The sequence below is a fragment of the Bradyrhizobium japonicum USDA 6 genome, from assembly GCF_000284375.1.
Taxonomy (GTDB): Bacteria; Pseudomonadota; Alphaproteobacteria; order Rhizobiales; family Xanthobacteraceae; genus Bradyrhizobium; species Bradyrhizobium japonicum.
Map to the genome: position 1 here is coordinate 5,092,337 of NC_017249.1, position 23,801 is coordinate 5,116,137.

Sequence of the window (23,801 nt, forward strand, 5' to 3'; positions counted from 1 at the left end):
ACTCTGTACGCGAGAACTGGCCGAGGTTGCGCTGATCATGTTTAAAATTCCCTGAACGATTGCCGCTGCGCCGGCGACAAACGCGAATGCCATATCTGATCCTCCTGTTCACACTGCTCGCCACCGCTGCGCGCGCCGATGATGCAAGACCGTTCAATCCGGCCGACTATCCGCCCGGCGTGCAGAAGGCGCTGCGCTACGCCAATGAGGAATGCGACAGCCAGGACGGTGGCCAGGTGAGCTTCGCGCCTGACACCGTGCGCAAGATCGACCTGACCGGCGACGGCCGCGAGGATTACATCGTCGATTTCCGCGACACCAAATGCGGCGCGCGCGAGACACCACCTATTGCGGAACCGGCGGCTGCGTCATGAACGTCCTGGTGACTCTGCCCGATGGCAGCCTGCGCCCCGTGTTCGACGGCTATGTCCGCAGCTACAGGATCTTGCCGCCGGCGATGAAGCGTGGCGCGGCGCGCACCATTCGCTTCGATCTGCACGGCAGCTATTGCGGCGGTTTCGGTGCGCAGGCCTGCTGGAAGGAGAAGGCCATCACGGCGACGCCGTTTGCGTTCAAGCAGCCGTAGGGCAGATGCGCGGCCGGCGGCCTTGCTAGGTCGCGTTCGATGGCGATAAATGGGCTGCAAGGAGCGGGCAGCTCGTGCGCCGTCCGCCGTCGAAGAGGAAGCCCGATGCAGCCCCTGCGCATGTCCCGCCGCGTCATGAATCTCGCTCACATGCTGACCCAGAATGCGCGGCGGCATGGGTCGCGTCCCGGTTTCGTCTGGGGGGACAAATCCTGGACCTGGCGCGAGATCGATGCGCAGGTCTCGGCGCTGGCGGCCGCACTCGCCGCGCGCGGCATCGCCAAGGGCGACCGCATCCTCGTCCATTCCAAGAACGGCGACGAGATGTTCCTCTCGATGTTCGCCGCGTTTCGGCTCGGTGCGGTCTGGGTGCCCACCAATTTCCGCCTGATGCCGGATGAGGTCACCTATCTTGCGCAGGCCTCCGGCGCGAAGGCGTTCCTGTGCCACGTCGATTTTCCCGAGCACGCTGCAGCCGTGAAGGGCGGTGCGCTGGAGTTCACCTGGAGCGTCGACGGCAGGGGCTCGTTCGGCGAGCGCTCGGTGGCGGAAGCCATCGCCTCGCAGGTCGGTGCAAGCGTTGCGAACGTCGCCGTCGAGCACGACGATCCCTGCTGGTTCTTCTTCACCTCCGGCACCACCGGCCGCTCCAAGGCCGCGGTGCTGACCCACGGCCAGATGGGTTTTGTCGTCACCAACCATCTCGCCGATCTCACCCCCGGCGTCACGGAAGCGGATGCGTCGCTGGTGGTGGCGCCGCTGTCGCATGGCGCCGGCGTGCATCAGCTGGTGCAGACCGCCCGCGGCGTGTGCACCGTGCTGCTGCCGACGGAGAAATTCGACATCGACGAGGCGTTCCGCCTGATCGAGGCGCATCGGGTCAGCAATCTCTTCACGGTGCCGACGATCCTGAAGATGATGGTCGAGCATCCCGCCGCCGACAAATACGACCATTCCTCGCTGCGTCACGTGATCTATGCCGGCGCGCCGATGTACCGCGAGGACCAGAAGGCCGCGCTGAAGAAGCTCGGCAAGATCATCGTGCAGTATTTCGGCCTCGGCGAGGTCACCGGCAACATCACCGTGCTGCCGGCGGCGCTGCATGATCCCGAGGACGGGCCCTATGCGAAGATCGGCACCTGCGGCTTCGAGCGCACGGCCATGCAGGTCTCGATCCAGGACGACGAGGGCCGCGAGCTGGACGCCAACCAGAGCGGCGAGATCTGCGTGATCGGGCCCGCCGTGCTTGCCGGCTACTACGACAACCCCGAGGCCAATGCGAAGGCGTTCCGCAACGGCTGGTTCCGCACCGGCGACCTCGGCCACATGGACGAGGAGGGGTTCGTCTACATCACGGGACGGGCCTCCGACATGTACATCTCTGGGGGCTCCAATATCTATCCGCGCGAGATCGAGGAGAAGATCTTGACGCATCCCGCGGTCGGCGAGGTCGCGGTGCTCGGCGTGCCCGATGCGACGTGGGGTGAGGTCGGCGTCGCCGTCTGCGTCGCGCGCGAAGGCGAGAAGCCGGTGAGCGAAGCCGAGATGGCGGCGTTCCTCCTGCCGAAGGTGCCACGCTACAAGATGCCGAAGCGGTTCTTCTTCTGGGAAGCCTTGCCGAAGTCCGGCTACGGCAAGATCCCGAAGCGCATGGTGCGCGATGAGCTCGAGGCGCGCGGACTGCTCGATCTCGACAACAAGCAGGCGGGCTGAGCATACGCGATGCGCAGTATCAAGCAACCGGGCGCGCCTGTCCCCGAACGCATCCAATGGGTCGAGGCGCGGGGGCGCGCGTTCTCGTTCGGGCTCGAAGCTGGCCTGCCTCTGCTCGAAGCCGCGCGGCGTGGTTTTGCGGCGGAGGGGTTTGCCAGTGGCGTGCTGAACTTTGGCAGCGCGGCGCTCGGACCATTCGCATACGTGATGCCGGCGCTGTCGAAGACAGGTGAGAACGCAGCCTTCTACAGTGACACTTTTCGCCCCAGCGGCGTGACGCGCACGAAACTCGTCCGCATGACGCTCGGCATGCGCGACGGCGCGCCGTTCTTTCATTGCCACGGGCTCTGGACGGAGGCGGACGGCAAGGCAAGCGGCGGCCACATGCTGCCGGACGAGACTGTTGTCGCCGAGCCGTTCGAGGTCGAAGCGTTCGGCATCGACGGTGCCATGTTCACCGCGGAGCCCGATCCCGAGACCAATTTCAAGCTGTTCGGACCGGTGCCCGCTGCGAGCACCGGCGCGCGTACGACAAGCCGCGCCTTCGCGCTGCGGCTGCGGCCCAACCAGGATTTTGCCGGCTGCCTCGAAGCGTTCTGCCGCGCGCATGGCATCGCGCGTGCGAAGATCCACGGCGGCGTCGGCTCGACCATCGGCGCGCGCTTCACCCATGGTGGCGTGACCGAGCCGTTCGCGACCGAGCTCGCAATAACGGCCGGTGCGATCGCGCCTGGCCCTTCTGACGGGCTGGAAGCCACGCTCGATGTTGCACTGATCGACTACACCGGGGGCATCGCCGAAGGCCGTCTGGTCCGCGGCGATAATCCCGTGCTGATGACGATGGAGCTGGTGCTCGAGGTGTTGGGCTAGTATCGGCGAGCGATCATCAGTGAGCACGCAGCTTGGCGATGGCCAAGAACGTGGATTCACTTATCCCTGATATGCCTGAGCTCGATCCTTGAAAGAGGTTGAGCAAGGGAGATTGACCCTGGTCGATGCTCTGGCTGTTTCTGACGTCATACATGGCGGAGAACCGGCTCAACAGTTTTGCAACCTTCGCCGGATCGGAAAGATCCTTGATCTTCATGAATCTGTCCACGACCTTGGCCTGCTGATCGATCTGCATCGAGGCCATCGAGTCAGGCAAATCGAAGGTGGTCCTGAACACCTCCGAAAGAGCCTTGTCGGCAAGGATGTCGTATGCGGACGTGATTTCTCCCGCCTTTCGCTGGAAATAGAGCGCAAGGCGTACGCCGGGATTCGTATCACCCTGCTGCTGCTCCAGGCTTTGCTGGAGATAGTTCGCCTGTGTTTCCCGGAATTGATCTCTCTTCTGAGGACCCATCATCGGGAGGCGCGCGACGTTACCCTTGCTGTCGAAGTTGAACGACGCAACGATGTCGGCAAAGCGAGGATCGCTCTGCGTGTTCGCGAAGCTCTTTGGGTTGTTCAGGTCGGAGCTGAAGATCTTCTCGAGAAATTCGGTGCTGACCTTCTTGGGGTCCAAACCCTTGGCCACGAGAATGAAATCGACCATCGGCCTGTTTGCGAGAAGGTCGGAAACGCTGTCGATGCCTGCGATTGCCTCCTGATAAGCCGTCGCATCCTTCGTGGCCTGTGCCCGAACGGCCGTCTGCTGCTGAGGGCTTGCCTGTTTCAGCGCTGCAATGACGTAGTTCTTCGCAATCTCGACGACTTCAGCCGAGTCCTGAGCCACCAAGGGGGTCGTCAGATTGCCTTTTGCGTCGAAGTTGAAAGCGCGCGCGAGCTCTACGTACCGGTTGTCCTTGAGGGTATAGACGAAGCTCTTGGGGTCACTGAGGTCGCTTTCGAGGACAGCCTTGACGGTGGCCTCCGAGACCCCCTTGGGGTCGAGGCCGACAGCGCCCAACGCAAAATCATACACGGCTGGTGTTGATACGAACGCCTGGATTGAATTGATCTTGAGGATGGCAGTTCTGAATTGCCTGGCTGCAAAGGCCTCGTTAAGCGGGCTTGCCGCCGAATAGACGGCGGCCTTGCTGTCGTCGAACCGCTTCTTCGTGATGGTGACGTTTGCAGCAGTCTGGGCGGACACGCCTGACGGAAGCGACCCGTCGGACGAAAACTCGAACGCGCCGGCCAGGTCTACAAACCCGCCAATCGTCGTGATCTGGTCGCCGAGGCTGGAAATGCTTTTCGTGTATGACTCCAGGTGACTTTTTTCGACCAGGATCTGGATGTTCAACTGGGTCACGTCGGCGCCCGGTTGCGATAGTTGGGCCTTGTAATCGGCTATCTTTAAATCAGCGGCGCTGGCATCCGATTTGGCTTGAGCAAGCTGGGCGTTGAGGCCGGTCAACTGAGAAGCGAAGGTGGTGTTGACGTAGCTGTTCGGATCGGACGGATCGCTGCGCAAGACCTGACTTATCGTGTCACGCGGCCACTTGCTTTCATCGATCCCATATGCGGAATAGACATAGTTGCGAAGACGGTCGTTGTTCAGGAGCTGGTCTGCACTGCTGATGTTGCCGATTTCGGCACTGTAGTATTTCGAGTCGTCGGCAAGTGCATCGACCTGGCTCTTCTTGGTCGCCGTGTACAGATCGATCATCTCATCGATCTGCTTCTCCGATTGCGCAACCGGCGTCGCGCTGCCATTGAAGGAGAATGCCGCGGCAAACTCCTGGTAACGCTTGTCGACCAACTTGTTGACGAAGCTCTTTGGGTCGGAGAGGTCGCTCTCCAGCACCTTCTTCATGAAAGCCTTGGCGTAAGCCATGTCTTCCAGGCCATACGCCTTCATCGCGTAATGATACAGGCGATAGTCCTTCATGAAATCATCGACGGTCTTCACCTTGCCGATGTTGGCTTTGTAGTAAGCCGCCTCTCGCGCCACGTCCGCTTGCTGTTCGATCCGCGTCAGGGACTGCTTGAGATTGCGCGTGATGTAGCTGTAGCTAAAATACGTCGATACCATCGCGCACTCCTCGCGGCTTTACGGTCCCGGACGTCCGTCAATCATTGCCGGGGTCGCGAGGTGGGAGCCGGCCTCATGCCGGCAACTGTCTCGTAGCTACGTTTTCTTAATTCGCACCCGGGTGGCGGATGGCGGGTTTGTTTCAATTTGTTTCCATCTGTTTCTCAGATGCAGCTTTCGCGGGGATTGTGTTCCTGATATGTTCTTATCAAAAGATGGGTCGGAGTGGGTTGGAAGCCGGGCATGAGCCGAAGAAGCAATCGCACGATCAACCTGCCGGCGCCGTATCTGAAGCGGGTCTGGCTCGACCCGACGCAAGTTCGCGATCGGGAGGCTTATCCGTTTTGCCTGCCCATCTTTCCGGATGATTTCGAGCTCAACTTCGACGCCGCCATCACGATCATCGTCGGAGAGAATGGCACCGGGAAATCGACGATCCTCGAGGGAATCGCGGCGCTCGCCGGCTACGACGATGCCGGTGGCGGCAAGGGCTACATGCCCGTCGACCATTCCGAAGCGCGGGAGAAGATGGGCGGCCAGCTTTCCAGGGCCTTGCGGGCAAGCTGGCTGCCGAAGATCACCAACGGCTGGTTTTTTCGTGCCGAGAGTTTTTTCTCGGTGGCGCGATATCTCGACAAGGCCGCACGTGATGCCGGCCAGGCCGGCCCCGACTTCCTGTCGCATTCCCATGGCGAAGGTTTTCTGCGCTTCTTCGAAGAACGCTGCCAGCGCCAGGGTATCTTCATCTTCGACGAGCCGGAATCGGCGCTGTCCCCGGCGCGTCAGATCGAATTCCTGAAGCTCTTGCGACGCATGGACGAATCCCGCATCTGCCAGGTCATCATGGCGACCCATGCGCCTCTGCTGATGGCTTATCCAAATGCGAGACTGTTGCGGTTGGGCAAATACGGCCTGGAGCCGACGACGGTGGAGCAAACCGATCATTACCGGGTGATGCGCGAATTCTGTGACGATCCGCGCGGGTTCGTGGAGGCGACTCTGGCGGAATAGGCGAGGGCGCCCTCCCACGGTACTCGCTCTCTCCGTCGTCATTGCGAGCGCAGCGAAGCAATCCAGAATACTTCCGCGGCGGCAGTCTGGATTGCTTCGCTGTGCCGCTCGCAATGACGGAGTGTGGAGCAGCGGCATTCCCTCTCTCGCGTCCCGGACGCGACGCAGCGCGCAGCGGTGCGGCGCAGAGCCGGGACTCCATTGTGCGGAAATTGCGCTACGAAATTTGCACAGCGGCATACAGGCGAAGCCAAACATCCGGCCTTCCCTGCGCAGTGGTTTGACGGCTTATGCCGAGTTCTCGCCGGGGAGCGATGCACTATTGCCCCCGTCGCCTTGCGGATCACTGATGCACGCGCCCGGTTGGACCGCCACATCACTGCGAACTTGGCGCACAGGCTCCGGGCGCCAGGACGGCACGGTTTTACCGTACGCAGGCTGCACTGGTCGTGTGCGCGCGGCGTTCGCTCACGGTTGCCCGCCCTGCAAACCACCTTCGCGCCGACGCCGCCTGCGTCGACCACGCCCCATCCCGCGTGTCGTGACGATCGCGATAACGCCCCTCGGCTCGGGTTGCGATGGTTCTATATATATGATAATCCGAAATGCGGATAAAGAGAATTATTTCTGCGTGGTGTGGTTGACCCGCCCATTGGGTGTTTTGCCCGCCGGGCAGCGCAATGGGTGGTTGTGGGACGCGCGAGTGCGCGCCGCAACGCCGCCATGAACAGGTCTCCCCTCGGCCGCAAAATGCGTTACCATGATCCCAGCGCGCCTCAAGTCGCGCACGATCAACGAGACGCATGAGGAAACGAGATGAGGGTGACGATTGGACGGCGCACGGTCATGGGCGCGGTGCTGACTGCGGCGGGCGCGGTGGCTTTGACAGCGGCGTTTGGCCCGGCCTGGGCGCATGGGCCGACCCGGCAGAAGGTGCGCGAATCCATCGAGATCAACGCAGCCCCGGCCAAGGTGTGGGCCGCGATCGGCAATTTCCAGGACATGAGCTGGCTGCCGCCTGTCACCAAGACCGAGGGCGAGAAGGGCAATGAGATCGAAGCGACGCGGCGGCTGACCCTGACGGGAGGCGCCACCGTCGATGAGGAACTCTACAAGTTCGACGCAGCCGCGATGACCTATTCCTACCGGATCACCAAGGTGGACGTGAAGGTGCTGCCGGTCACCAATTACTCCTCGACGCTGACGGTGACGCCGAGCGCCGACGGCAAGGGCGCGACGCTGGAATGGGCGGGCGCGTTCTACCGCGGCTTCCCCAACAACGATCCACCGCCCGAGCTGAGCGACGAGGCCGCGGTGAAGGCGGTGAAGGGGCTTTATCAGGCCGGGCTCGAAGCGCTGAAGAAGAAGATCGAGAGCGGAAGCTGACCGTGCGGTCGCGGGTCCTGGCGGCGCTCGCCGCCGGCCTTTGCGCTGCCAGCATTGGCAGCGCGTCCGCCGAAGAGGCATTCGTCACCAACCAGCTCAGCGACGATCTGATGGTCGTGGACCTCGCGACATCGCGCAGCGTTGCGACCATCCCAATCGGCGGCAAGCCGGCCGGCGTGGCCGTCAGCGCGGATGGGCGCTTTGCCTATGTCACGAGTCCGGACGCCAAGGCGGTGACCGTGGTCGACGCGGCAACGCGGCAGGTCTCGGGGCGGATCGAGGTCGGCGGCGGGCCGCTCGGTATTGCCGTGACGCCCGATGGCAAGACGGTCTACGTCGCGGACTGGTATGCCGCCGCGGTGCGGGTGATCGATACGGCCTCGCGCAGCGTCATGGCCAGCATCGCGGTCGGCGCATCCCCGTCCGGCCTCGCGGTGACGCCTGACGGCAGGCTGCTGCTCTCGGCGGACCGCGACGACGACAACGTCTCGGTAGTGGACACCGCGACGCGTGAGCGCAAGGCGACCATCAAGGTTGGCACGCGTCCGTTCGGCGTCACCATCGATGCCGAGGGAAAACGCGCCTACACCGCCAATGTCGGCTCCAACGACGTCTCGGTGATCGACATCGCCGCGAGCCAAGAGATCGGCCGCGTGCCGGTCGGGATGCGCCCCTACGCCGTGGCGCTGACGCAAGGGAGCGGCTTCGTCACCGACCAGTATGGCGGCACCGTCAGCGTGTTCGATCTGGCGACGCTGAAGCCGATCAAGCGGATCAATGTCGGCGACTATCCCGAAGGCATCAATGCGACCGCCGACGGCAAGCGCGTCATCGTCGCCTGCTGGGAGAGCAACACATTGAGCATCATCGATGCCACCGAGCTGAAGGTGATCGGCGAGGTCAAGACCGGCGACGGCCCGCGGGCCTTCGGGGCGTTTTTGCGGAAGACGGAGTAGGGGCCGCGTCGCGCCTAGTTCGGCGCGGCAAACGCCTTCAACTTCAGGAAAAAGTCCTTCAGGATCGGGTTGCGATCCACATAGGTCACGTAGCGGATCGGATGCCGCCGGCGGTCGACGCTCCACGTGATCTGATCCGTGAGAACCGGGGCCGGGATGATCACGCTCGGTGCCCACACGGGGTTCAGCAGCCAGCCGACCGGCGCCATGTCCCAGATCTCCTTCGCCCAGCCCAGATGGTCGGACGAATAGTCCTTGAAGCGCATGGCGAGGAACGAGCCGATGCTGCCATGCGGTTCGACGTAGCGCTCGATCTCCGGCACCGTGCTGTGAAGGTGCGAGGTGACGCCTTTGCATGGCACGAGCACGAGCGGCACGCCGCTGTCGAACAGCACCTGCGCGCCGCCGACGTCCTGCTTGAGGTTGAACTCGATCGTATTAGGCCATTCCAGCGCATGACCGCCAAGCCAGACCACCACCACGCGGTCGATGATGTCGGGGGCCCTGAGCAGCGCCGAGGCGACATTGCTGATGGCGCCGATGGCAATGACGTAAAGCGGATTGTCAGGGGAGCCCGCGCGCGCCCGGGCCACGAGGTCATCGACGGCGGCCGCCTGCCGCGCCGTCTTGCCGGGGCCGACATAATCGGTGACGCCGCGATGAACCAGGCCATCCGGCGCGATGTTCAGGCGCTCCAGCAGGCGGAGGATTTCCTGGTAGCTCAGCTCCATGCCGTGGCCGGGACTGTCGGCGCGTGTATTGAAGAACGGCGCGGCGTAGATCGCCTCGACGTCGAACCGGTCCTTCGACAGCAGCATCTGCACCAGCGCGAACTGATCGTCGATCTCGTTGTAGGTGTCGGTGTCGAGCACGACACGCACCTTGCCGACCGGCGGCTCCAGGAGTTTGAGGCGGGCTGTGTCCGAGAGTGTCATCACCGTCTCCTTGGACCGGGAGTGTCGATTGCGGATCAGGCTTTGAGCGGAATCCGGCAGACCACGTCCGCGATCTCATCCATCTGCGCGAACATGTGATCGGGCGCAAGCGCCTGCAAAGCCGCCGGCGCGGCATAGCCCCAGCGGACCGCGCCGCAGGCGATCCCCACCGCGCGCGCGGCCTCGATGTCGCGGACCTCGTCGCCGATCGCGATCACGCGGCTCGGCTCCACGCCCGCGCGCCGGATGACGCGGCGGAATTTCGCGGGCTTGCCGAATAGCGACGCCGCGCAGTCAAAATGCGCAAACAGCGCGGCGGAATCGCCGAGCTTCTCGCGGGCATTGGCCTCGCTGTCCGAGGTCACCAGCGCAAGCTGCACGCCGTTCCCGGCCAGCGTCCGCAGCATCGTCTCGACGCCCGCAAACAGGGGAATCTCGCTAGCAGCCTCCGCCTTCAGCCGCCGCGCATGCCGCGCGATCGCCGGCAGCTTCCACAAGGGCACCTCGAGCCGGGCGAGGATCTCGCGCGACGAGGCATGCCGCAGTCCCTCGACATCCTCATCCGCGACACGACGAAAATTGAAGCGGTCGGCGACATCGTTGATGGTGCGCAGGAACCACGGAAAGCTATCGGCGAGGGTACCGTCGAGGTCGAAGATGGCGAGGGAGTAGGGCATCGACGGCTTGTTTGGCGGGGTCACACGGCAAGAGTTGCAAGGCTATCGCCAATGCAAGCTGGCCGCGACAACCTTTAAGAACAAATCCGCGCTCGGAATGAACAATAGGAGGTACCCCACGAGGCAAAGAACCAGGAGGCGGCCAGTTACCTTGCCAAATGCCAAATCTAAGAAGGCATCAGCTCGCGGCCCGTCGGATGAGGAGGGACATCAATCTCACTCCGCCGCCTCGCTCGTGCTCCGCCGCTTCGGCTTCCGCGCCTTCTTCAGCACCGGCTCCAGGAATTTGCCGGTATAGCTCCTTGGCGCCTTTGCGATATCCTCCGGCGGGCCCCAGGCGACGATCTCGCCGCCGCCGTCGCCGCCTTCGGGGCCGAGGTCGATGACCCAGTCTGCGGTCTTGATGACTTCGAGATTGTGCTCGATGACGACGACCGTGTTGCCTTGGGCGACCAGCTCGTGCAGCACCTCCAAGAGCTTCTTGACGTCGTGGAAGTGCAGGCCGGTGGTCGGTTCGTCCAGGATGTAGAGTGTGCGGCCGGTGGCGCGCTTGGACAATTCCTTGGCGAGCTTGACGCGCTGGGCTTCGCCGCCTGACAGGGTCGTCGCCTGCTGGCCGACATGGATGTAGTCGAGGCCGACGCGGTGCAGGGTCTGGAAAGTCTCGCGCACGCGCGGCACCGCCTTGAAGAACTCGGCGGCTTCCTCGACGGTCATGTCGAGCACGTCGGCGATGCTCTTGCCCTTGAACAGGACCTCCAGCGTCTCGCGGTTGTAGCGCTTGCCCTTGCAGACGTCGCAGGTGACGTAGACGTCGGGCAGGAAGTGCATCTCGATCTTGATGACGCCGTCGCCCTGGCAGGCCTCGCAGCGGCCGCCCTTGACGTTGAAGGAGAAGCGGCCGGGCTCGTAGCCGCGCGCCTTCGCTTCGGGCAGGCCGGCGAACCATTCGCGGATCGGCGTGAAGGCGCCGGTGTAGGTCGCGGGGTTCGAGCGCGGGGTGCGGCCGATCGGCGACTGGTCGATGTCGATGATCTTGTCGATGTGCTCGAGGCCCTCGATGCGATCGTGGGGTGCGGCGCCTTCGCTGGCGCCGTTCAGCTTGCGTGCGATGGACTTGTAGAGCGTGTCGATCAGCAGCGTCGACTTGCCGCCGCCGGACACGCCGGTGACGGCCGTGAACAGGCCGAGCGGAATTTCCGCCGTGACGTTCTTGAGGTTATTGCCGCGCGCGTTGACCACCTTGATGGTGCGGCGATGGTTCGGCGGGCGCCGCTCCGGCACCTCGACCTCGAGCTCGCCGGTCAGGTACTTGCCGGTGAGCGATTTAGGGTTGCGCATGATCTCGGCGGGCGTGCCTTCGGCGACGATGTTGCCGCCATGCATGCCGGCGCCGGGGCCGATGTCGAGGACGTAATCGGCAAGCAGGATCGCGTCCTCGTCATGCTCGACCACGATCACGGTGTTGCCGAGATCGCGCAGGCGCTTGAGGGTGTCGAGCAGGCGGGCGTTGTCGCGCTGGTGCAGGCCGATCGAGGGCTCGTCCAGCACGTAGAGCACGCCCGTCAGTCCCGAGCCGATCTGCGAGGCGAGGCGGATGCGCTGGCTCTCGCCGCCGGACAGCGTGCCGGAGGAGCGGGACAGGGTGAGGTAGTTGAGGCCGACGTCGAGAAGGAAGGTGAGGCGCTCGCGGATCTCCTTGAGGATGCGGCCGGCGATCTCGTTCTGCTGCGTGTTCAGCGCCTCGGGCACGGTCTCGAACCATTCGCCGGCCTTCCTGACCGACAGCTCCGAGATCTCGCCGATATGCTTAGCCCCGATCTTGACGCAGAGCGCCTCGGGCTTCAGCCGGAAACCCTTGCAGCCCTCGCAGGGGACGTCGTGGAAATATTTTGCGAGCTCCTCGCGCGCCCACTCGCTCTCGGTCTCGCGATAGCGGCGGTTGATGTTGGTGATGACGCCCTCGAACGGCTTCTTGGTGTCGTAGGAGCGGACGCCGTCCTCGTAGGAGAACTTGATCTCGTCCTCGCCTGAGCCAAGGAGGATCGCGTTCTGCGTCTTCTTCGGCAGATCCTTCCATTTGGTGGTCAGCGTGAACTTGTAGTGCTTGCCGAGCGCCGTCAGCGTCTGCACATAGTAGGGCGATGACGACTTGGCCCAGGGCGCGATCGCGCCCTTGCCGATGGCGAGCTCCTTGTCGGGGATGACGAGGTCTTCGTCGACATGCTGCTCGACGCCGAGGCCGCCGCAGGCCGGGCAGGCGCCGTAGGGATTGTTGAACGAGAACAGGCGCGGCTCGATCTCCGGAATCGTGAAGCCGGAGACGGGACAAGCGAATTTTTCCGAGAACAGGATGCGCTCGGGCCCGCTCTTGTCGTGGATTTTTGCGGTCTTCTTCTTTTCTTCGGCTGGTGCAGCCGCTGCAGCCGCATCGGCGAACTCGACGACGGCGAGGCCCTCCGCGAGCTTCAGCGCGGTCTCGAAGCTTTCGGCGAGGCGCTGGCCGATGTCGGCGCGCACCACGATGCGGTCGACCACGACGTCGATGTCGTGCGGAAATTTCTTGTCGAGCGTCGGCGCCTCCGCGAGCTCATGGAAGGTGCCGTCGATCTTGACGCGCTGAAAGCCCTTTTTGAGCCATTCGGCGAGCTCCTTGCGGTACTCGCCCTTGCGGCCGCGCACGACGGGGGCGAGCAGATAGAGGCGGGTGCCTTCGGGCAGCGCCAGCACGCGGTCGACCATCTGCGAGACGGTCTGGCTCTCGATCGGCAGACCCGTGGCGGGCGAATAGGGCACGCCGACGCGCGCCCAGAGCAGGCGCATGTAGTCGTAGATCTCGGTGACGGTGCCGACGGTCGAGCGCGGGTTCTTCGAGGTCGTCTTCTGCTCGATCGAGATCGCCGGCGACAGGCCGTCGATCTGGTCGACATCAGGCTTCTGCATCATCTCTAGGAACTGGCGCGCATAGGCCGACAGCGATTCGACGTAGCGGCGCTGGCCCTCGGCATAGATCGTGTCGAAGGCGAGCGAGGATTTGCCGGAGCCCGACAGCCCCGTGAACACCACCAGCTTGTCGCGGGGAATCTCGACGTCGACATTCTTGAGGTTGTGCTCGCGCGCGCCACGGATCGTAATTGCGCGCAGGCTGGATCCCGCGTTCTGCTGTTGGCGCTTCGCCTTGATCACTTCATCCATCCGAGTTGCCCTCAAGGAATCCCAAAGGTGCGCGATCGCGCCAACAAAAAAGGCGCGCGTCGCCCGGAACCGGGATCGGCGCCGATGGGTATGCCAGCGAACGTAGGAAGAACGGGGACGGATTTCCAGTGGCGTGTGCGAATCGTCAACGGATTGTTGGCGCGCTGGCGGCATCTGGCAGGAGCAGGGCGCCCGGAACGTGCGAAGGGCCGGCGCGAGGCCAGCCCTTCGTTCGCGTTTGAATGCGGATTTGGGGCAATCCGCACATGATCAGGACTTGAAGGTGACTTGGAGGCTCCTGAGGGAAGCTTTGTCTCAGTATTTGGCGACGACCGGGCCGCCCCAGCGGTAATTGATGCGGATCAGGCCCATGTCGATATCCTGGCCGATCCGGTCGGTGCGCGGCGGGAAGCCGCCGACGAGAGTTGCGAAGTCGGCGCTGTGATGGCCGAGGAACACATGGTTGTACGCGCCGCCGACCGACCAGTTCTCGGCAAAACCCCATTCCACGCCGATGCCGATCGTGTAGCCCCAGCGGGTCTGGTTGACGCTGTTGAACGTCGCCGCCGCTGGCGCGCCCGGAAAGAAGGTGTCGTATTTGTCGTGGGCCACGGCTGCGCCGGCCTTGCCATAGAGCAGCAGATTGTTCACGGCGTAGCCGAGCTGGCCGGTGAACAGACCGAAGCTGTCGATCTTGGTCTGGTTCGTGATCGGCGCCAACGCCACGCTGACATTGCTGCCCTTGAAGTCGGCCCAGTTGCCCTGGCCCTCGATGCCGAACGCCCAGCGCGATTTCTGCCAGCGATAGCCGAGCTGTCCGCCGACCGTGCCACCGCCCGCATTGTGACAGCCTTCGCCAACGGCCGGATCGACAGCGATGCCGAGCGCGCGGGTCACGCCCCAGCAGGCATGGGCCAAGCCGCCGCCGCCGTTGATGCCGGCATAGATGCCGCTCCAGTCATAGACGGGAACGGCGGCCGCCGGCGCCTTGTAGAGCGGCAGATCGGCGGCGGTAGCAGGCGCGACCGCGCCGAGTGCGAACAGGCTGACCGCAGCCAGCATCCATGTCTTCATGTCACGTCCCCAACTCGAAGCCATTCGCGGACGCCTTGCGCGCGCCTCACGACTCCAAGACGGTTGGGTGCACCCTCGCGCGAAAACAAAAGGCCGGCGCAAGGCCGGCCTTTCGTAACGCGATGGCGATGGAGGCGACGCTTAGTACTTCGCCACGACCGGGCCGCCGAAGGTGTAGTTCAGGCGAACGGTGCCCATATCGACGTCCTGCTTGATACGGTCGATGCGGTCGTTGATGCCGAGAAATGTGAACGAGTTGTTGCGCTGGCCCATGAACAGATGGTCGTACTCGATCGCAACGGACCAGCCCGGCGCGAAACCGAATTCGAGGCCGGTGCCGACCGCACCGCCCCAGCGCGTCTCGCTTGCGCTGTCGAGGACAACGCCGCCGATTAGACCGTTGTACTTGGCGTGCGTGACGGCCGCGCCACCCTTCACGTACCAGAGCACGTTGTTCCAGGCATAGCCGACCTGGCCGGTGAACAAGCCAATCCCATCGATCTTGGTCTGGTTGACCAGCGGGGGCGGGGTAAGCACCAAGCTCGTATTCGAGCCCTTCAGGTTGGCCCAGTCGCCCTGGGCTTCAAGGCCGAACACCCAGTTGGCCGACTGCCAGCGATAACCGACCTGGCCACCGACGACGCCGCCGGTCGCATTGTGACAACCTTCCGCCGTGTCCGGACCGGCAATGCCGAAGATGTTGTTGACATCCCAGCAGTTGCGGCTCGAAGCGCCGCCGCCGTTGATGCCGAGGTAGAAGCCGGACCAGTTGTAGACCGAGGCCACAGCAATGGGCGCCTTGGTGTAGGGGCGGGCCGCCAAATCGGCCGCCGAGGCGGGAGCCAACGCGCTGAGTGCGAACAGGCTGGCCGAGGCCAGCAAAACCTTCTTCATTTCAATTCCCCAGTTTCATTTCTCTTTGTCGGCGAAAAACGGCCGACCCAATGACCCAATCGATGTCATTGCTCTACACCATTGAAGCCGAAGGTTGTGTCACCGGAAGGCCACAGCTCTCCCCGAAAGCGTTGGGAATCGGTTGGCCTGCATCTGGACGCGCGAAAACAAAAAGGCCGGCGCAAGGCCGGCCTTTCGTAACGCGGTGCGTTGGAAGCGAAGCTCAGTACTTCGCGACCACCGGGCCCCCGAAGTGATAGTTCACGCCGACCTGCACGGTGTGGAAGTTGAGCGTGCCGGTGGGCAGGGCGCCCGAGAAGTAGGTCTCGCCGCCGAGGCTGCGATAGAGGTACTCGCCCTTGACCGACCACTGCGGAGCGAAGAACGCCTCGACGCCCGCACCAACGGTCCAACCGGAGTGCCACTTGCTGTCCGACGCGGTCAGGCCGAGAGCCGAGAGGGTGATCTTGTTGTCGATCCAGGCGTAGCCGCCGGTGCCGTAGAACAGGACCTGATTGACGGCGTAGCCGATACGGCCGCGCACGGTGCCCATGGCATCGGTCTTCGAGCTCGCCGTCGCGGTCACAACGCCGAATCCGGGAACAACAGTGGCGCCGGTCACCGAAGCGCTGACGTCAGCCCAGGAACCATCAGCCTCGACGCCGAACACGACGTTGCCGGTCTGCCAGTTGTAGCCGGCGGTGCCGCCGACGAAGCCACCCTTCATCTTCGGGTCGCCGGAACCGTTTTCCCAGGCGCCGCCGCCGACGATACCGAGGTAGAAGCCGGTCCAGTTGTAGACCGAGGCCACCGCCACCGGAGCCTTGGTGTAGGGGCGCGCCGCGAGATCAGCGGCCGAAGCCGGAGCAGCGAGAGCGAACAAACAGGCCGAAGCCAACAAAACCTTCTTCATTTTCAAACTAATCCCAGTCCCGGTTTCTGTTTTTGCCTTCCGTGCGTTCGGAAGGACATCGGACGCCGTGGTCCAACTGATGTCGTGCTTACACCAGCAAAGCCGCAAGTTGTGTCTCCCAAAAGGCACAATAGTCGCAAAACGTAACTATAACTGACCTATCATTCCCTTTGCCCACGCAAAAAGGCCGGCGCGAGGCCGGCCTTTGATTTCCAAGCGATTTCAGATGGATATCAGTATCTTGCGATCAGCGGGCCACCCCAGCGATAGTTCACGCGGACGAGGCCGATATCGACGTCCTGGCTGATGCGATCGGAGCGTGTGGCAACGCCGAGCGGGGCGATCACGAAATTGCCGGATCCGGTGAAGCCGACGGTGCGGTTGCCCATGAAGATGTGGTCGTACTCGAAGCCCACTGTCCAGTTCGGCGCGAATCCGAACTCGACGCCCGCGCCCACGGTGCCACCCCAACGGGTCTCGTTGGCCCGGTCGACTTCGAGGCCGCTGGCGAGGTCGAAGCTGCGGTAGCGATCGCTGACGACGGCGCCGCCGCCCTTCACGTAGAGCAGGACGTTGTTCCAGGCGTAGCCGACCTGACCGGTAATCAAGCCGAAGGCGTTGATCTTCGAGCGATCGCGCAGGCCGGTGATCGCGCTGATGTTGTCACCCGAGAAATCGGCCCAGTTGCCCTGGCCTTCGAAGCCGAACACCCAGTTGGCTGACTGCCAGCGGTAGCCAACCTGGCCACCGACCGTGCCGCCGGTTGCGTTGTGGCAGCCTTCGCCAAAGAAAACGCCGCCGCCGAAATCTGCGTCCCAGCACTTGTGGCTGGTGCCGCCGCCGCCGTTGATGCCGATGTAGAAGCCGCTCCAGTCGTAGATGGTCGCGATCATCGGCGCCGGGGCCTTGGTGTAGGGACGCGCCGCGATATCTGCCGCGCTTGCGGGAGCCGACAGCCCCAACGCGATTACACCAAAAGTACCAATCAAAATCTTATTCATTGCAGTCTCCCCAGTTTCGGACCGCTTTTCGAAGTCCCCCAAGCGGCCGATCAGGCGCGACGCCCATAAGAATCCAATTCCGCGGCAAGCGTAGCTTAGGCGGGAGGCGGAGTCCGTCTCCGGAATGCAACAGTCAGGCGGCTTCTGGACTGCTTCTAACTTGATGAATGTTAGGCTGTTTTCGTCATCCTCGGGGAATTGGGGATAGTTCCATTTGGCGCAGGCCGTCTTTGTGCAGCGCGGTGTCGTCGTGCCCACGCAACAACGTGAGAGATGTCGGAAGAACAAATCTGGAACGAACCGGCAGCGGGTGCTATATGTGGGGATAAGTGGAGGGGTGACGGGCCGATCCGTCCGCGCAAGCGTATAGGGTCGCGTCAACAGGTTGCAGAGGACGCGGGCGCGTCCCGGGCCTTTTGAAATTCAGTGGCATTCGGAGTGGAGAGCGGCGATGGCGGGAAGCGTCAACAAGGTCATTCTGGTTGGAAATCTCGGCAAGGATCCCGAAATCCGCCGCACCCAGGACGGGCGGCCGATCGCGAATTTGAGCATCGCCACCTCGGAGACCTGGCGCGACAAGAACAGCGGCGAGCGCAAGGAAAAGACCGAGTGGCATCGCGTCGTGATCTTCAATGAAGGGCTCTGCAAGGTCGCCGAGCAGTACCTGAAGAAGGGCGCGAAGGTTTACATCGAGGGCGCGCTCCAGACCCGCAAATGGACCGACCAGAGCGGCGTCGAGAAGTACTCCACCGAGGTCGTGCTCCAGGGCTTCAACTCGACCCTGACGATGCTCGACGGCCGCGGCGGCGGCAGTGGAGGCGGCAGCTTCGGCGACGAGCCGGGCGGCGATTTCGGCTCCTCTGGTCCCGTCAGCAGCGCGCCGCGCCGTGCCGTTGCCGCCGGCGGCGGTGGCCGCAACAGCGACATGGACGACGATATCCCGTTCTGAGGCGGGCGGGGCGCTTCGCCCCTGATGTCACCTTGCTCGCGTAGAGCGACAGGATTCCTTGCCAATTGGCGGGGAAAGCTCGGTTTTTCCGGGCTTGCCTCGTGTGCTGCCTCAAGCCTTTGACGGGACGTGATGTGAATGGTATTAGCTTGATGTTAATCCTATTCACATGATCGGCCGTCGATCGGAGGGAGCCCTGCATGAGCGTTGCGCCGCTGCTCGAGGCCGCTCCATCGATCCCGCTGCACGCCTTTGCCGCGATGGCCGCCTTCGTGCTCGGCCTCGTTCAGTTTGCCGCCCCCAAGGGCACGCTGCCGCACCGGACGATCGGCTGGATCTGGGTGGGGCTCATGGCGGTCGTGGCGGCATCGTCGTTCTGGATCCACCAGATCCGCCTGGTCGGGCCGTTCAGCCCGATCCATCTCCTGTCGATCTTCACGCTGGTGATGCTGCCGCTCGCGGTGTGGCGCGCGCACACCCACCGGGTCGCCGATCACCGGCGCATCATGATCATGACGTTCGTCGGCGCGCTCGTCATTGCCGGGCTGTTCACGCTCATGCCTGGACGGATCATGCACCGGGTGATTTTCGGGGCCTAGGACGTGGTTCCACGCGGCTCATTCCGGCTCCGCTCGAGGCAGTGGCGCTGAGCTCGTAAGTCTCTGGAAAAACAGTCGGAAAAACCGCTTCCCCAGGCCTCGCAAGGGTGGTTATCAGGGGGGCGATGCGCTATATGATTCCCAGATAAAATCTCACCGGATTTCCCCTTGGCTGACGACGACAACAAGCCCGGCGACCAGCCGGCGCAACCCTCGGACATTCGTCCCGTTTCCATCTACGAGGAGATGAAGAAGTCCTACCTCGACTACGCGATGAGCGTGATCGTGGCGCGTGCGCTGCCCGATGCGCGCGACGGGTTGAAGCCGGTTCATCGTCGCATCCTCTACTCGATGAACGAGCAGGGGCACACGCCCGACAAGAAGTACGTCAAGTCGGCGCGCGTGGTCGGCGACGTGATCGGTAAATATCATCCGCATGGCGACCAGTCGATCTACGACGCCATGGTCCGGATGGCGCAAGACTTCTCGATGCGCGTGCCGCTCATCGACGGCCAGGGCAATTTCGGCTCGGTCGACGGCGATCCCCCAGCGGCCTATCGGTACACCGAAGCGCGACTGACGAAGGCGGCGTTGGCTCTGCTGGCCGACATCGACAAGGACACCGTCGACTTCCAGCCGAACTATGACAACAACGAAACCGAGCCGTCGGTCCTGCCGGCCAAGTTCCCGAATCTCCTCGTCAACGGGGCGGGCGGCATCGCGGTCGGCATGGCGACCAACATCCCGCCGCACAATCTCGGCGAGGTCATCGACGCCTGCGTCGCGTTGATCGACAACCCTGCGCTCACCATCGACGAACTCATCAACATCGTTCCGGGACCGGATTTCCCGACCGGCGGCGTCATTCTCGGACGCGCAGGCATCCGCGCCGCCTATCACCTCGGCCGCGGCTCGATCGTCATGCGCGGCAAGGTCGCGATCGAGACCATCCGCAAGGAGCGCGAGGCGATCATCATCACCGAGATTCCGTACCAGGTGAACAAGGCGACGATGGTCGAGCGCATCGCCGAGCTGGTCAAGGAAAAGAAGATCGAGGGCATCGGCGACCTGCGCGATGAATCCGACCGCGACGGCTACCGCGTCGTCATCGAATTGAAGCGCGACGCCGTGCCGGATGTGGTGCTGAATCAGCTGTACCGATTCACGCCGCTGCAGACGAGCTTCGGCGTCAACATGGTGGCGCTCGACAGCGGCCGTCCGCGGATCATGCATCTGAAGGACCTGCTGGCGATCTTCGTCGACTTCCGCGAGCGGGTCGTCACGCGGCGCACCAAGTTCCTGCTCGCCAAGGCGCGCGATCGCGCCCACATCCTGGTCGGTCTGGCGATCGCGGTCGCCAATATCGACGAGATGATCCGCGTCATCCGGACCTCGCCCGACCCGACCACTGCCCGCGACACCCTGATGGCGCGCGACTGGCCGGCACGGGACGTCGAGGACATGCTGACGCTGATCGACGATCCGCGCCACCGCATCAGCGAGGACGGCACGATCCGGCTGTCGATGGAGCAGGCGAGGGCCATTCTCGACCTGCGCCTTCAGCGCCTCACCGCACTCGGCCGCGACGAAATCCGCGACGAGCTCGACAAGCTCGCCGGCGAGATCGCCGACTATCTCGACATCCTGCGTTCACGCGCCCGCGTGCTGGGCATCATCAAGACCGAGCTCGCCGAGGTGAAGGCCGAGTTCGCGACCCCGCGCCGCACCGTGATCATCGAGCAGGAGGGCGAGGTCGAGGACGAGGACCTGATCCAGCGCGAGGACATGGTCGTCACCGTCTCCCACGCCGGCTACGTCAAGCGCGTGCCGCTTTCGGCCTACCGGGCGCAGCGCCGCGGCGGCAAGGGCCGCGCCGGCATGCAGACCCGCGACGAAGATTTCGTCAGCCGCCTGTTCGTGGCGTCGACGCACACGCCGGTGCTGTTCTTCTCGTCGCGCGGCCAGGTCTACAAGGAGAAAGTCTGGCGCCTGCCGATGGCCGCGCCGAACGCGCGCGGCAAGGCGCTCATCAACATCCTGCCGCTGGAGCAGGGCGAGCGCATCACCACCATCATGCCGTTGCCGGAAGATGAATCGACCTGGGGCAACCTCGACGTGATGTTCGCCACCACCGGCGGCAACGTCCGGCGCAACAAGCTGTCCGACTTCGTCGACGTCCGCCGCTCCGGCATCATCGCCATGAAGCTGGACGAGAATGAAGCGATCGTGGACGTGCAGATCTGCACCGAGCGCGACGACGTGCTTCTGACCGGCGCCGGCGGCCAGTGCATTCGCTTCCCTGTCACCGACGTGCGCGTCTTCACCGGGCGCACCTCGATGGGCGTCCGCGGCATTGCACTCGGCGAGGGCGACAAGGTGATCTCGCTGGCCATCCTGCGCCATGTCGAGACCACTTCCGACGAGCGCTCGGCCTATTTGAAGATGCGCCGCGCGGTTGCCGGCGAAGCCGCGGCGGAAGAGGCACCAGTGGATGCCGAGGCCGAGGAGACCTCCGGCAGCTTCCAGCTTCCGCAGGAGCGCTATGCCGAGATGTCGGCGGCCGAGCAGGTCGTGCTCACCGTCTCCGTCAACGGCTACGGCAAGCGGACCTCGTCCTACGAATACCGCACCACGGGCCGCGGCGGCAAAGGCATCGTCGCCATGAGCGTCAACAACCGCAACGGCAATCTGGTCGCATCCTTCCCCGTGGAAGACGCTGATCAAATCATGCTGGTCACCGACAAGGGCCAGCTGATCCGCTGCCCGGTCGAAGGCATCCGCATCGCCGGCCGCTCGACCCAGGGCGTGATCGTGTTCGACACCGCCGAGGACGAGCACGTCGTCTCGGTCGAGCACATCACGGAAGAGGCCGAGAGCGGGAACGGTGCGAATGGGGAAGCAAACGGGGAGTGATAAGCCACTCCTCGTAGCCCGGATGGAGCGAAGCGAGATCCGGGTTCCTTGCCTTGCACAAAGAGTCCCGGATTGCGCTTCGCTCCATCCGGGCTACGAACTTCGCTAAATCTCCAGCTCCGTGCCGAACTCCACCACCTGCCTGGTCGGCACGCCGAAGAACGCGGCGGAGCGTTCGGCGTTGCGCTGGAGGAAGGCGAACAGGCCTTCGCGCCAGACCCACATGCCCGGGATGTCCTCGCTCGGGATGATGGTCTCGCGGCCGACATAATAGGTGATGTCGGAGAGGTCTATGCCCGGCAGCTTGCCTTGGCGGCAAGCGAGCTTGAGCCCGTCATAGATCGTCGGGTTCTGCATGAAGCCATAATGCAGGACCACGCGGGTGATGCCGGGGATGATCTCGATCACCTCGGCGCGGTCTTCGTCGGCGATGTGCGGGGATTCCTCGATCAGCACGGTGACGAGGACGATGCGCTCATGCAGCACGTGGTTGTGCTTGACGAATTGGGTCAGCGCCAGCGGCACGCCGCGCGGCGCGGATGCCAGGAAGACGGCGGTCCCGGGCAGTCTGGCGCGGCACTTGTTGACCGCGGTCTCGATCAAATCCTCCTCGGGCTGGCGCAGCTTCGCGCGCGCCGCCTCGACCAGCTTCACGCCGCTGCGCCAGGTCAGCATCATGAAGGCGACGAGGGCCGCGAGCAGCAGCGGAAACCAGCCGCCCTCGAACAGCTTGATCGAATTGGCGGAGAAGAAGATCACGTCGATCACGAAGAAGAAGCCGTTGACGGCGACCACGATCCACGGCGAATAGCCCCACTGGATCGCGACCAGGGCCGCGAGCAGCGTGGTGATCGCCATCAGCAGCGACACCGCGATGCCGTAGGCGCCGGCGAGCGCTTCCGAGGTGCCGAAGCTCAGGACCGCGCCGAGCGTGGCCGCAGCGAGCAGCCAGTTCACCAGGGGTACGTAGATCTGGCCAATCGCATCGCTGGTGGTGTGGCGGATCTGCATGCGCGGCAGGAAGCCGAGCTGGATCGACTGCTGCGTCAGCGAGAACACGCCGGAGATGATCGCCTGCGAGGCGATCACGGTCGCAACAGTGGAGAATGCGACCAGCGGATAGTGCAGGGCGTCGGGGCAGAGCTGGAAGAACGGGTTCTCGATCATCGCGGGATCGGTGATCAGCAGCGCGGCCTGCCCAAAATAGTTCAGCACCAGCGCGGGCAGGCAGATCGCGAACCAGGCGAGCCGGATCGGGAAGCGGCCGAAATGGCCCATGTCGGCATACATGGCTTCACCGCCGGTCACCGCGAGGAAGGCGGCGCCGAGGATCGCGAAGGAGATGTGGAAGTCCTGATGGATCAGGAAGTTGAAGGCATAGAGCGGGCTGAGCGCAGCCAGCACCGCCGGCGCCTGGACGATGCCGTGGATGCCGAGCGCGGCCAGCACGACGAACCAGGCCAGCATCACCGGCCCGAAGATGCGACCGATGAAGCCTGCGCCGTGCTTCTGGATCATGAACAGCCCGATCAGGATGGCGACGGTAATGGGCACCACCACAGGCGCGAGCGAGGGTGCGTCGACCTTGAGACCCTCGATGGCTGAGAGCACCGAGATCGCCGGGGTGATCGCGCCGTCGCCATAGAGTAGGGCGGCGCCGACGAGTCCGACGACGAGGAGATGCGCGCGCCAGGTGCCGGACTGGGCGTGGCGGGCATGCAGCAGCGCCAGCAGCGCGACGATGCCGCCTTCGCCACGATTGTCCGCGCGCAGGATCAGCAGTGCGTATTTGAGCGAGATGATGAGCAGCAGCGCCCACAGGATCAGCGAGGCAACCCCCAGGACAGCGCTGTGGCTTAGTGTGCCGCCATGGGCAGCTGCCTTGGCGGCTTCCTTCAGGGCGTAGAGGGGGCTGGTGCCGATATCGCCATAGACAACCCCGAGGGCGCCCATGGTCATGGCAATCGGCAGAGGGTCAGGGTGATGGCCGGAAACGACTGCGGGCGTACTGGACAAGGTCGACCCCCCGATGGGATCGCG

The 23,801-nt window shown here is 63.8% G+C and carries 19 protein-coding genes; 10 read left to right on the plus strand and 9 right to left on the minus strand.

Annotated elements, in window-relative coordinates:
- Window positions 1-86 precede the first annotated feature (86 nt).
- From BJ6T_RS48530 to BJ6T_RS24120, 4 genes are all read left to right on the plus strand, one after another.
- The gene (locus BJ6T_RS48530; protein ID WP_014495093.1) at window positions 87-374 is read left to right on the plus strand and encodes a hypothetical protein; all 288 of its coding nucleotides are present in this window, start codon (window positions 87-89) and stop codon (window positions 372-374) included.
- The gene (locus BJ6T_RS48535; protein ID WP_014495094.1) at window positions 371-586 is read left to right on the plus strand and encodes a hypothetical protein; all 216 of its coding nucleotides are present in this window, start codon (window positions 371-373) and stop codon (window positions 584-586) included. The genes BJ6T_RS48530 and BJ6T_RS48535 overlap by 4 nt, the downstream gene beginning before the upstream one ends.
- A 105-nt stretch (window positions 587-691) precedes the next feature.
- Entirely contained in the window at window positions 692-2,299 is a 1,608-nt protein-coding gene (locus BJ6T_RS24115; RefSeq protein ID WP_014495095.1) for an acyl-CoA synthetase, read from the plus strand.
- Window positions 2,300-2,308: 9 nt separating this feature from the next.
- Window positions 2,309-3,169, plus strand: coding sequence for a PCC domain-containing protein (locus BJ6T_RS24120; protein WP_014495096.1), 861 nt, complete (start codon window positions 2,309-2,311; stop codon window positions 3,167-3,169).
- Between the two features lie 16 nt (window positions 3,170-3,185).
- Here the strand turns inward: BJ6T_RS24120 and BJ6T_RS24125 are convergent, their stop codons facing one another.
- Window positions 3,186-5,258, minus strand: coding sequence for a DUF1217 domain-containing protein (locus tag BJ6T_RS24125; protein ID WP_014495097.1), 2,073 nt, complete (start codon window positions 5,256-5,258; stop codon window positions 3,186-3,188).
- A 243-nt stretch (window positions 5,259-5,501) separates the two neighbouring features.
- Here BJ6T_RS24125 and BJ6T_RS24130 point away from each other — a divergent pair, with 243 nt between their 5' ends.
- The 3 genes from BJ6T_RS24130 (at window position 5,502) to BJ6T_RS24140 (ending at window position 8,611) form a co-directional block, all read left to right on the plus strand.
- Window positions 5,502-6,269: an AAA family ATPase gene (locus tag BJ6T_RS24130; RefSeq protein ID WP_014495098.1), complete on the plus strand. Its 768-nt coding sequence runs from the start codon at window positions 5,502-5,504 to the stop codon at window positions 6,267-6,269.
- 816 nt (window positions 6,270-7,085) lie between these two features.
- Entirely contained in the window at window positions 7,086-7,655 is a 570-nt protein-coding gene (locus tag BJ6T_RS24135) for an SRPBCC family protein (RefSeq protein ID WP_014495099.1), read from the plus strand.
- A gap of 2 nt (window positions 7,656-7,657) precedes the next feature.
- On the plus strand, window positions 7,658-8,611 hold the full coding sequence (locus BJ6T_RS24140) for a YVTN family beta-propeller repeat protein (RefSeq protein WP_014495100.1): 954 nt from the start codon (window positions 7,658-7,660) through the stop codon (window positions 8,609-8,611).
- 14 nt (window positions 8,612-8,625) lie between these two features.
- On the opposite strand, the gene BJ6T_RS24145 is transcribed toward BJ6T_RS24140, so the two are convergent.
- From BJ6T_RS24145 to BJ6T_RS24175, 7 genes are all read right to left on the minus strand, one after another.
- A complete protein-coding gene (locus BJ6T_RS24145) occupies window positions 8,626-9,546 on the minus strand; it encodes a nucleoside hydrolase (protein ID WP_014495101.1) in 921 nt (306 codons plus the stop codon).
- 35 nt (window positions 9,547-9,581) lie between these two features.
- Complete coding sequence (locus tag BJ6T_RS24150; RefSeq protein ID WP_014495102.1) at window positions 9,582-10,223, minus strand: HAD-IA family hydrolase; 642 nt, start codon at window positions 10,221-10,223, stop codon at window positions 9,582-9,584.
- 216 nt (window positions 10,224-10,439) lie between these two features.
- Window positions 10,440-13,418, minus strand: coding sequence for an excinuclease ABC subunit UvrA (uvrA, locus tag BJ6T_RS24155; protein ID WP_014495103.1), 2,979 nt, complete (start codon window positions 13,416-13,418; stop codon window positions 10,440-10,442).
- A 315-nt stretch (window positions 13,419-13,733) separates the two neighbouring features.
- Complete coding sequence (locus BJ6T_RS24160; RefSeq protein ID WP_028169490.1) at window positions 13,734-14,492, minus strand: outer membrane protein; 759 nt, start codon at window positions 14,490-14,492, stop codon at window positions 13,734-13,736.
- A gap of 141 nt (window positions 14,493-14,633) precedes the next feature.
- A complete protein-coding gene (locus BJ6T_RS24165; protein WP_014495105.1) occupies window positions 14,634-15,386 on the minus strand; it encodes an outer membrane protein in 753 nt (250 codons plus the stop codon).
- A gap of 223 nt (window positions 15,387-15,609) precedes the next feature.
- Window positions 15,610-16,299 (minus strand): outer membrane protein, encoded by a 690-nt coding sequence (locus BJ6T_RS24170; RefSeq protein WP_028153430.1) that lies wholly within the window; start codon window positions 16,297-16,299, stop codon window positions 15,610-15,612.
- 233 nt (window positions 16,300-16,532) lie between these two features.
- On the minus strand, window positions 16,533-17,300 hold the full coding sequence (locus tag BJ6T_RS24175; protein ID WP_014495107.1) for an outer membrane protein: 768 nt from the start codon (window positions 17,298-17,300) through the stop codon (window positions 16,533-16,535).
- Window positions 17,301-17,751: 451 nt separating this feature from the next.
- Here BJ6T_RS24175 and BJ6T_RS24180 point away from each other — a divergent pair, with 451 nt between their 5' ends.
- The 3 genes from BJ6T_RS24180 to gyrA all read left to right on the plus strand — a co-directional run bounded on the left by BJ6T_RS24180 (window position 17,752) and on the right by gyrA (window position 21,761).
- Window positions 17,752-18,249, plus strand: coding sequence for a single-stranded DNA-binding protein (locus BJ6T_RS24180; protein WP_014495108.1), 498 nt, complete (start codon window positions 17,752-17,754; stop codon window positions 18,247-18,249).
- A gap of 200 nt (window positions 18,250-18,449) precedes the next feature.
- Window positions 18,450-18,848: a DUF2306 domain-containing protein gene (locus tag BJ6T_RS24185; protein WP_014495109.1), complete on the plus strand. Its 399-nt coding sequence runs from the start codon at window positions 18,450-18,452 to the stop codon at window positions 18,846-18,848.
- 168 nt (window positions 18,849-19,016) lie between these two features.
- Window positions 19,017-21,761, plus strand: a complete 2,745-nt coding sequence (gene gyrA, locus BJ6T_RS24190) for a DNA gyrase subunit A (RefSeq protein ID WP_014495110.1) — start codon at window positions 19,017-19,019, stop codon at window positions 21,759-21,761.
- 105 nt (window positions 21,762-21,866) lie between these two features.
- Here the strand turns inward: gyrA and BJ6T_RS24195 are convergent, their stop codons facing one another.
- Window positions 21,867-23,720 carry a potassium transporter Kup gene (locus BJ6T_RS24195; RefSeq protein ID WP_014495111.1) on the minus strand — a complete coding sequence of 618 codons (1,854 nt, stop codon included), beginning with the start codon at window positions 23,718-23,720 and terminating at the stop codon, window positions 21,867-21,869.
- Window positions 23,721-23,801 lie beyond the last annotated feature (81 nt).

What these genes read in the sequence shown, in the direction of transcription:
- BJ6T_RS48530 (WP_014495093.1), top strand. Translation starts at nt 87, where the DNA reads ATGCCATATCTGATCCTCCTGTTCACACTGCTCGCCACCGCTGCGCGC.
- BJ6T_RS48535 (WP_014495094.1), top strand. Translation starts at nt 371, where the DNA reads ATGAACGTCCTGGTGACTCTGCCCGATGGCAGCCTGCGCCCCGTGTTC.
- BJ6T_RS24115 (WP_014495095.1), top strand. Translation starts at nt 692, where the DNA reads ATGCAGCCCCTGCGCATGTCCCGCCGCGTCATGAATCTCGCTCACATG.
- BJ6T_RS24120 (WP_014495096.1), top strand. Translation starts at nt 2,309, where the DNA reads ATGCGCAGTATCAAGCAACCGGGCGCGCCTGTCCCCGAACGCATCCAA.
- BJ6T_RS24125 (WP_014495097.1), bottom strand. Translation starts at nt 5,258, where the DNA reads ATGGTATCGACGTATTTTAGCTACAGCTACATCACGCGCAATCTCAAG.
- BJ6T_RS24130 (WP_014495098.1), top strand. Translation starts at nt 5,502, where the DNA reads ATGAGCCGAAGAAGCAATCGCACGATCAACCTGCCGGCGCCGTATCTG.
- BJ6T_RS24135 (WP_014495099.1), top strand. Translation starts at nt 7,086, where the DNA reads ATGAGGGTGACGATTGGACGGCGCACGGTCATGGGCGCGGTGCTGACT.
- BJ6T_RS24145 (WP_014495101.1), bottom strand. Translation starts at nt 9,546, where the DNA reads ATGACACTCTCGGACACAGCCCGCCTCAAACTCCTGGAGCCGCCGGTC.
- BJ6T_RS24150 (WP_014495102.1), bottom strand. Translation starts at nt 10,223, where the DNA reads ATGCCCTACTCCCTCGCCATCTTCGACCTCGACGGTACCCTCGCCGAT.
- uvrA (WP_014495103.1), bottom strand. Translation starts at nt 13,418, where the DNA reads ATGGATGAAGTGATCAAGGCGAAGCGCCAACAGCAGAACGCGGGATCC.
- BJ6T_RS24160 (WP_028169490.1), bottom strand. Translation starts at nt 14,492, where the DNA reads ATGAAGACATGGATGCTGGCTGCGGTCAGCCTGTTCGCACTCGGCGCG.
- BJ6T_RS24165 (WP_014495105.1), bottom strand. Translation starts at nt 15,386, where the DNA reads ATGAAGAAGGTTTTGCTGGCCTCGGCCAGCCTGTTCGCACTCAGCGCG.
- BJ6T_RS24170 (WP_028153430.1), bottom strand. Translation starts at nt 16,299, where the DNA reads ATGAAGAAGGTTTTGTTGGCTTCGGCCTGTTTGTTCGCTCTCGCTGCT.
- BJ6T_RS24175 (WP_014495107.1), bottom strand. Translation starts at nt 17,300, where the DNA reads ATGAATAAGATTTTGATTGGTACTTTTGGTGTAATCGCGTTGGGGCTG.
- BJ6T_RS24180 (WP_014495108.1), top strand. Translation starts at nt 17,752, where the DNA reads ATGGCGGGAAGCGTCAACAAGGTCATTCTGGTTGGAAATCTCGGCAAG.
- BJ6T_RS24185 (WP_014495109.1), top strand. Translation starts at nt 18,450, where the DNA reads ATGAGCGTTGCGCCGCTGCTCGAGGCCGCTCCATCGATCCCGCTGCAC.
- BJ6T_RS24195 (WP_014495111.1), bottom strand. Translation starts at nt 23,720, where the DNA reads ATGACCATGGGCGCCCTCGGGGTTGTCTATGGCGATATCGGCACCAGC.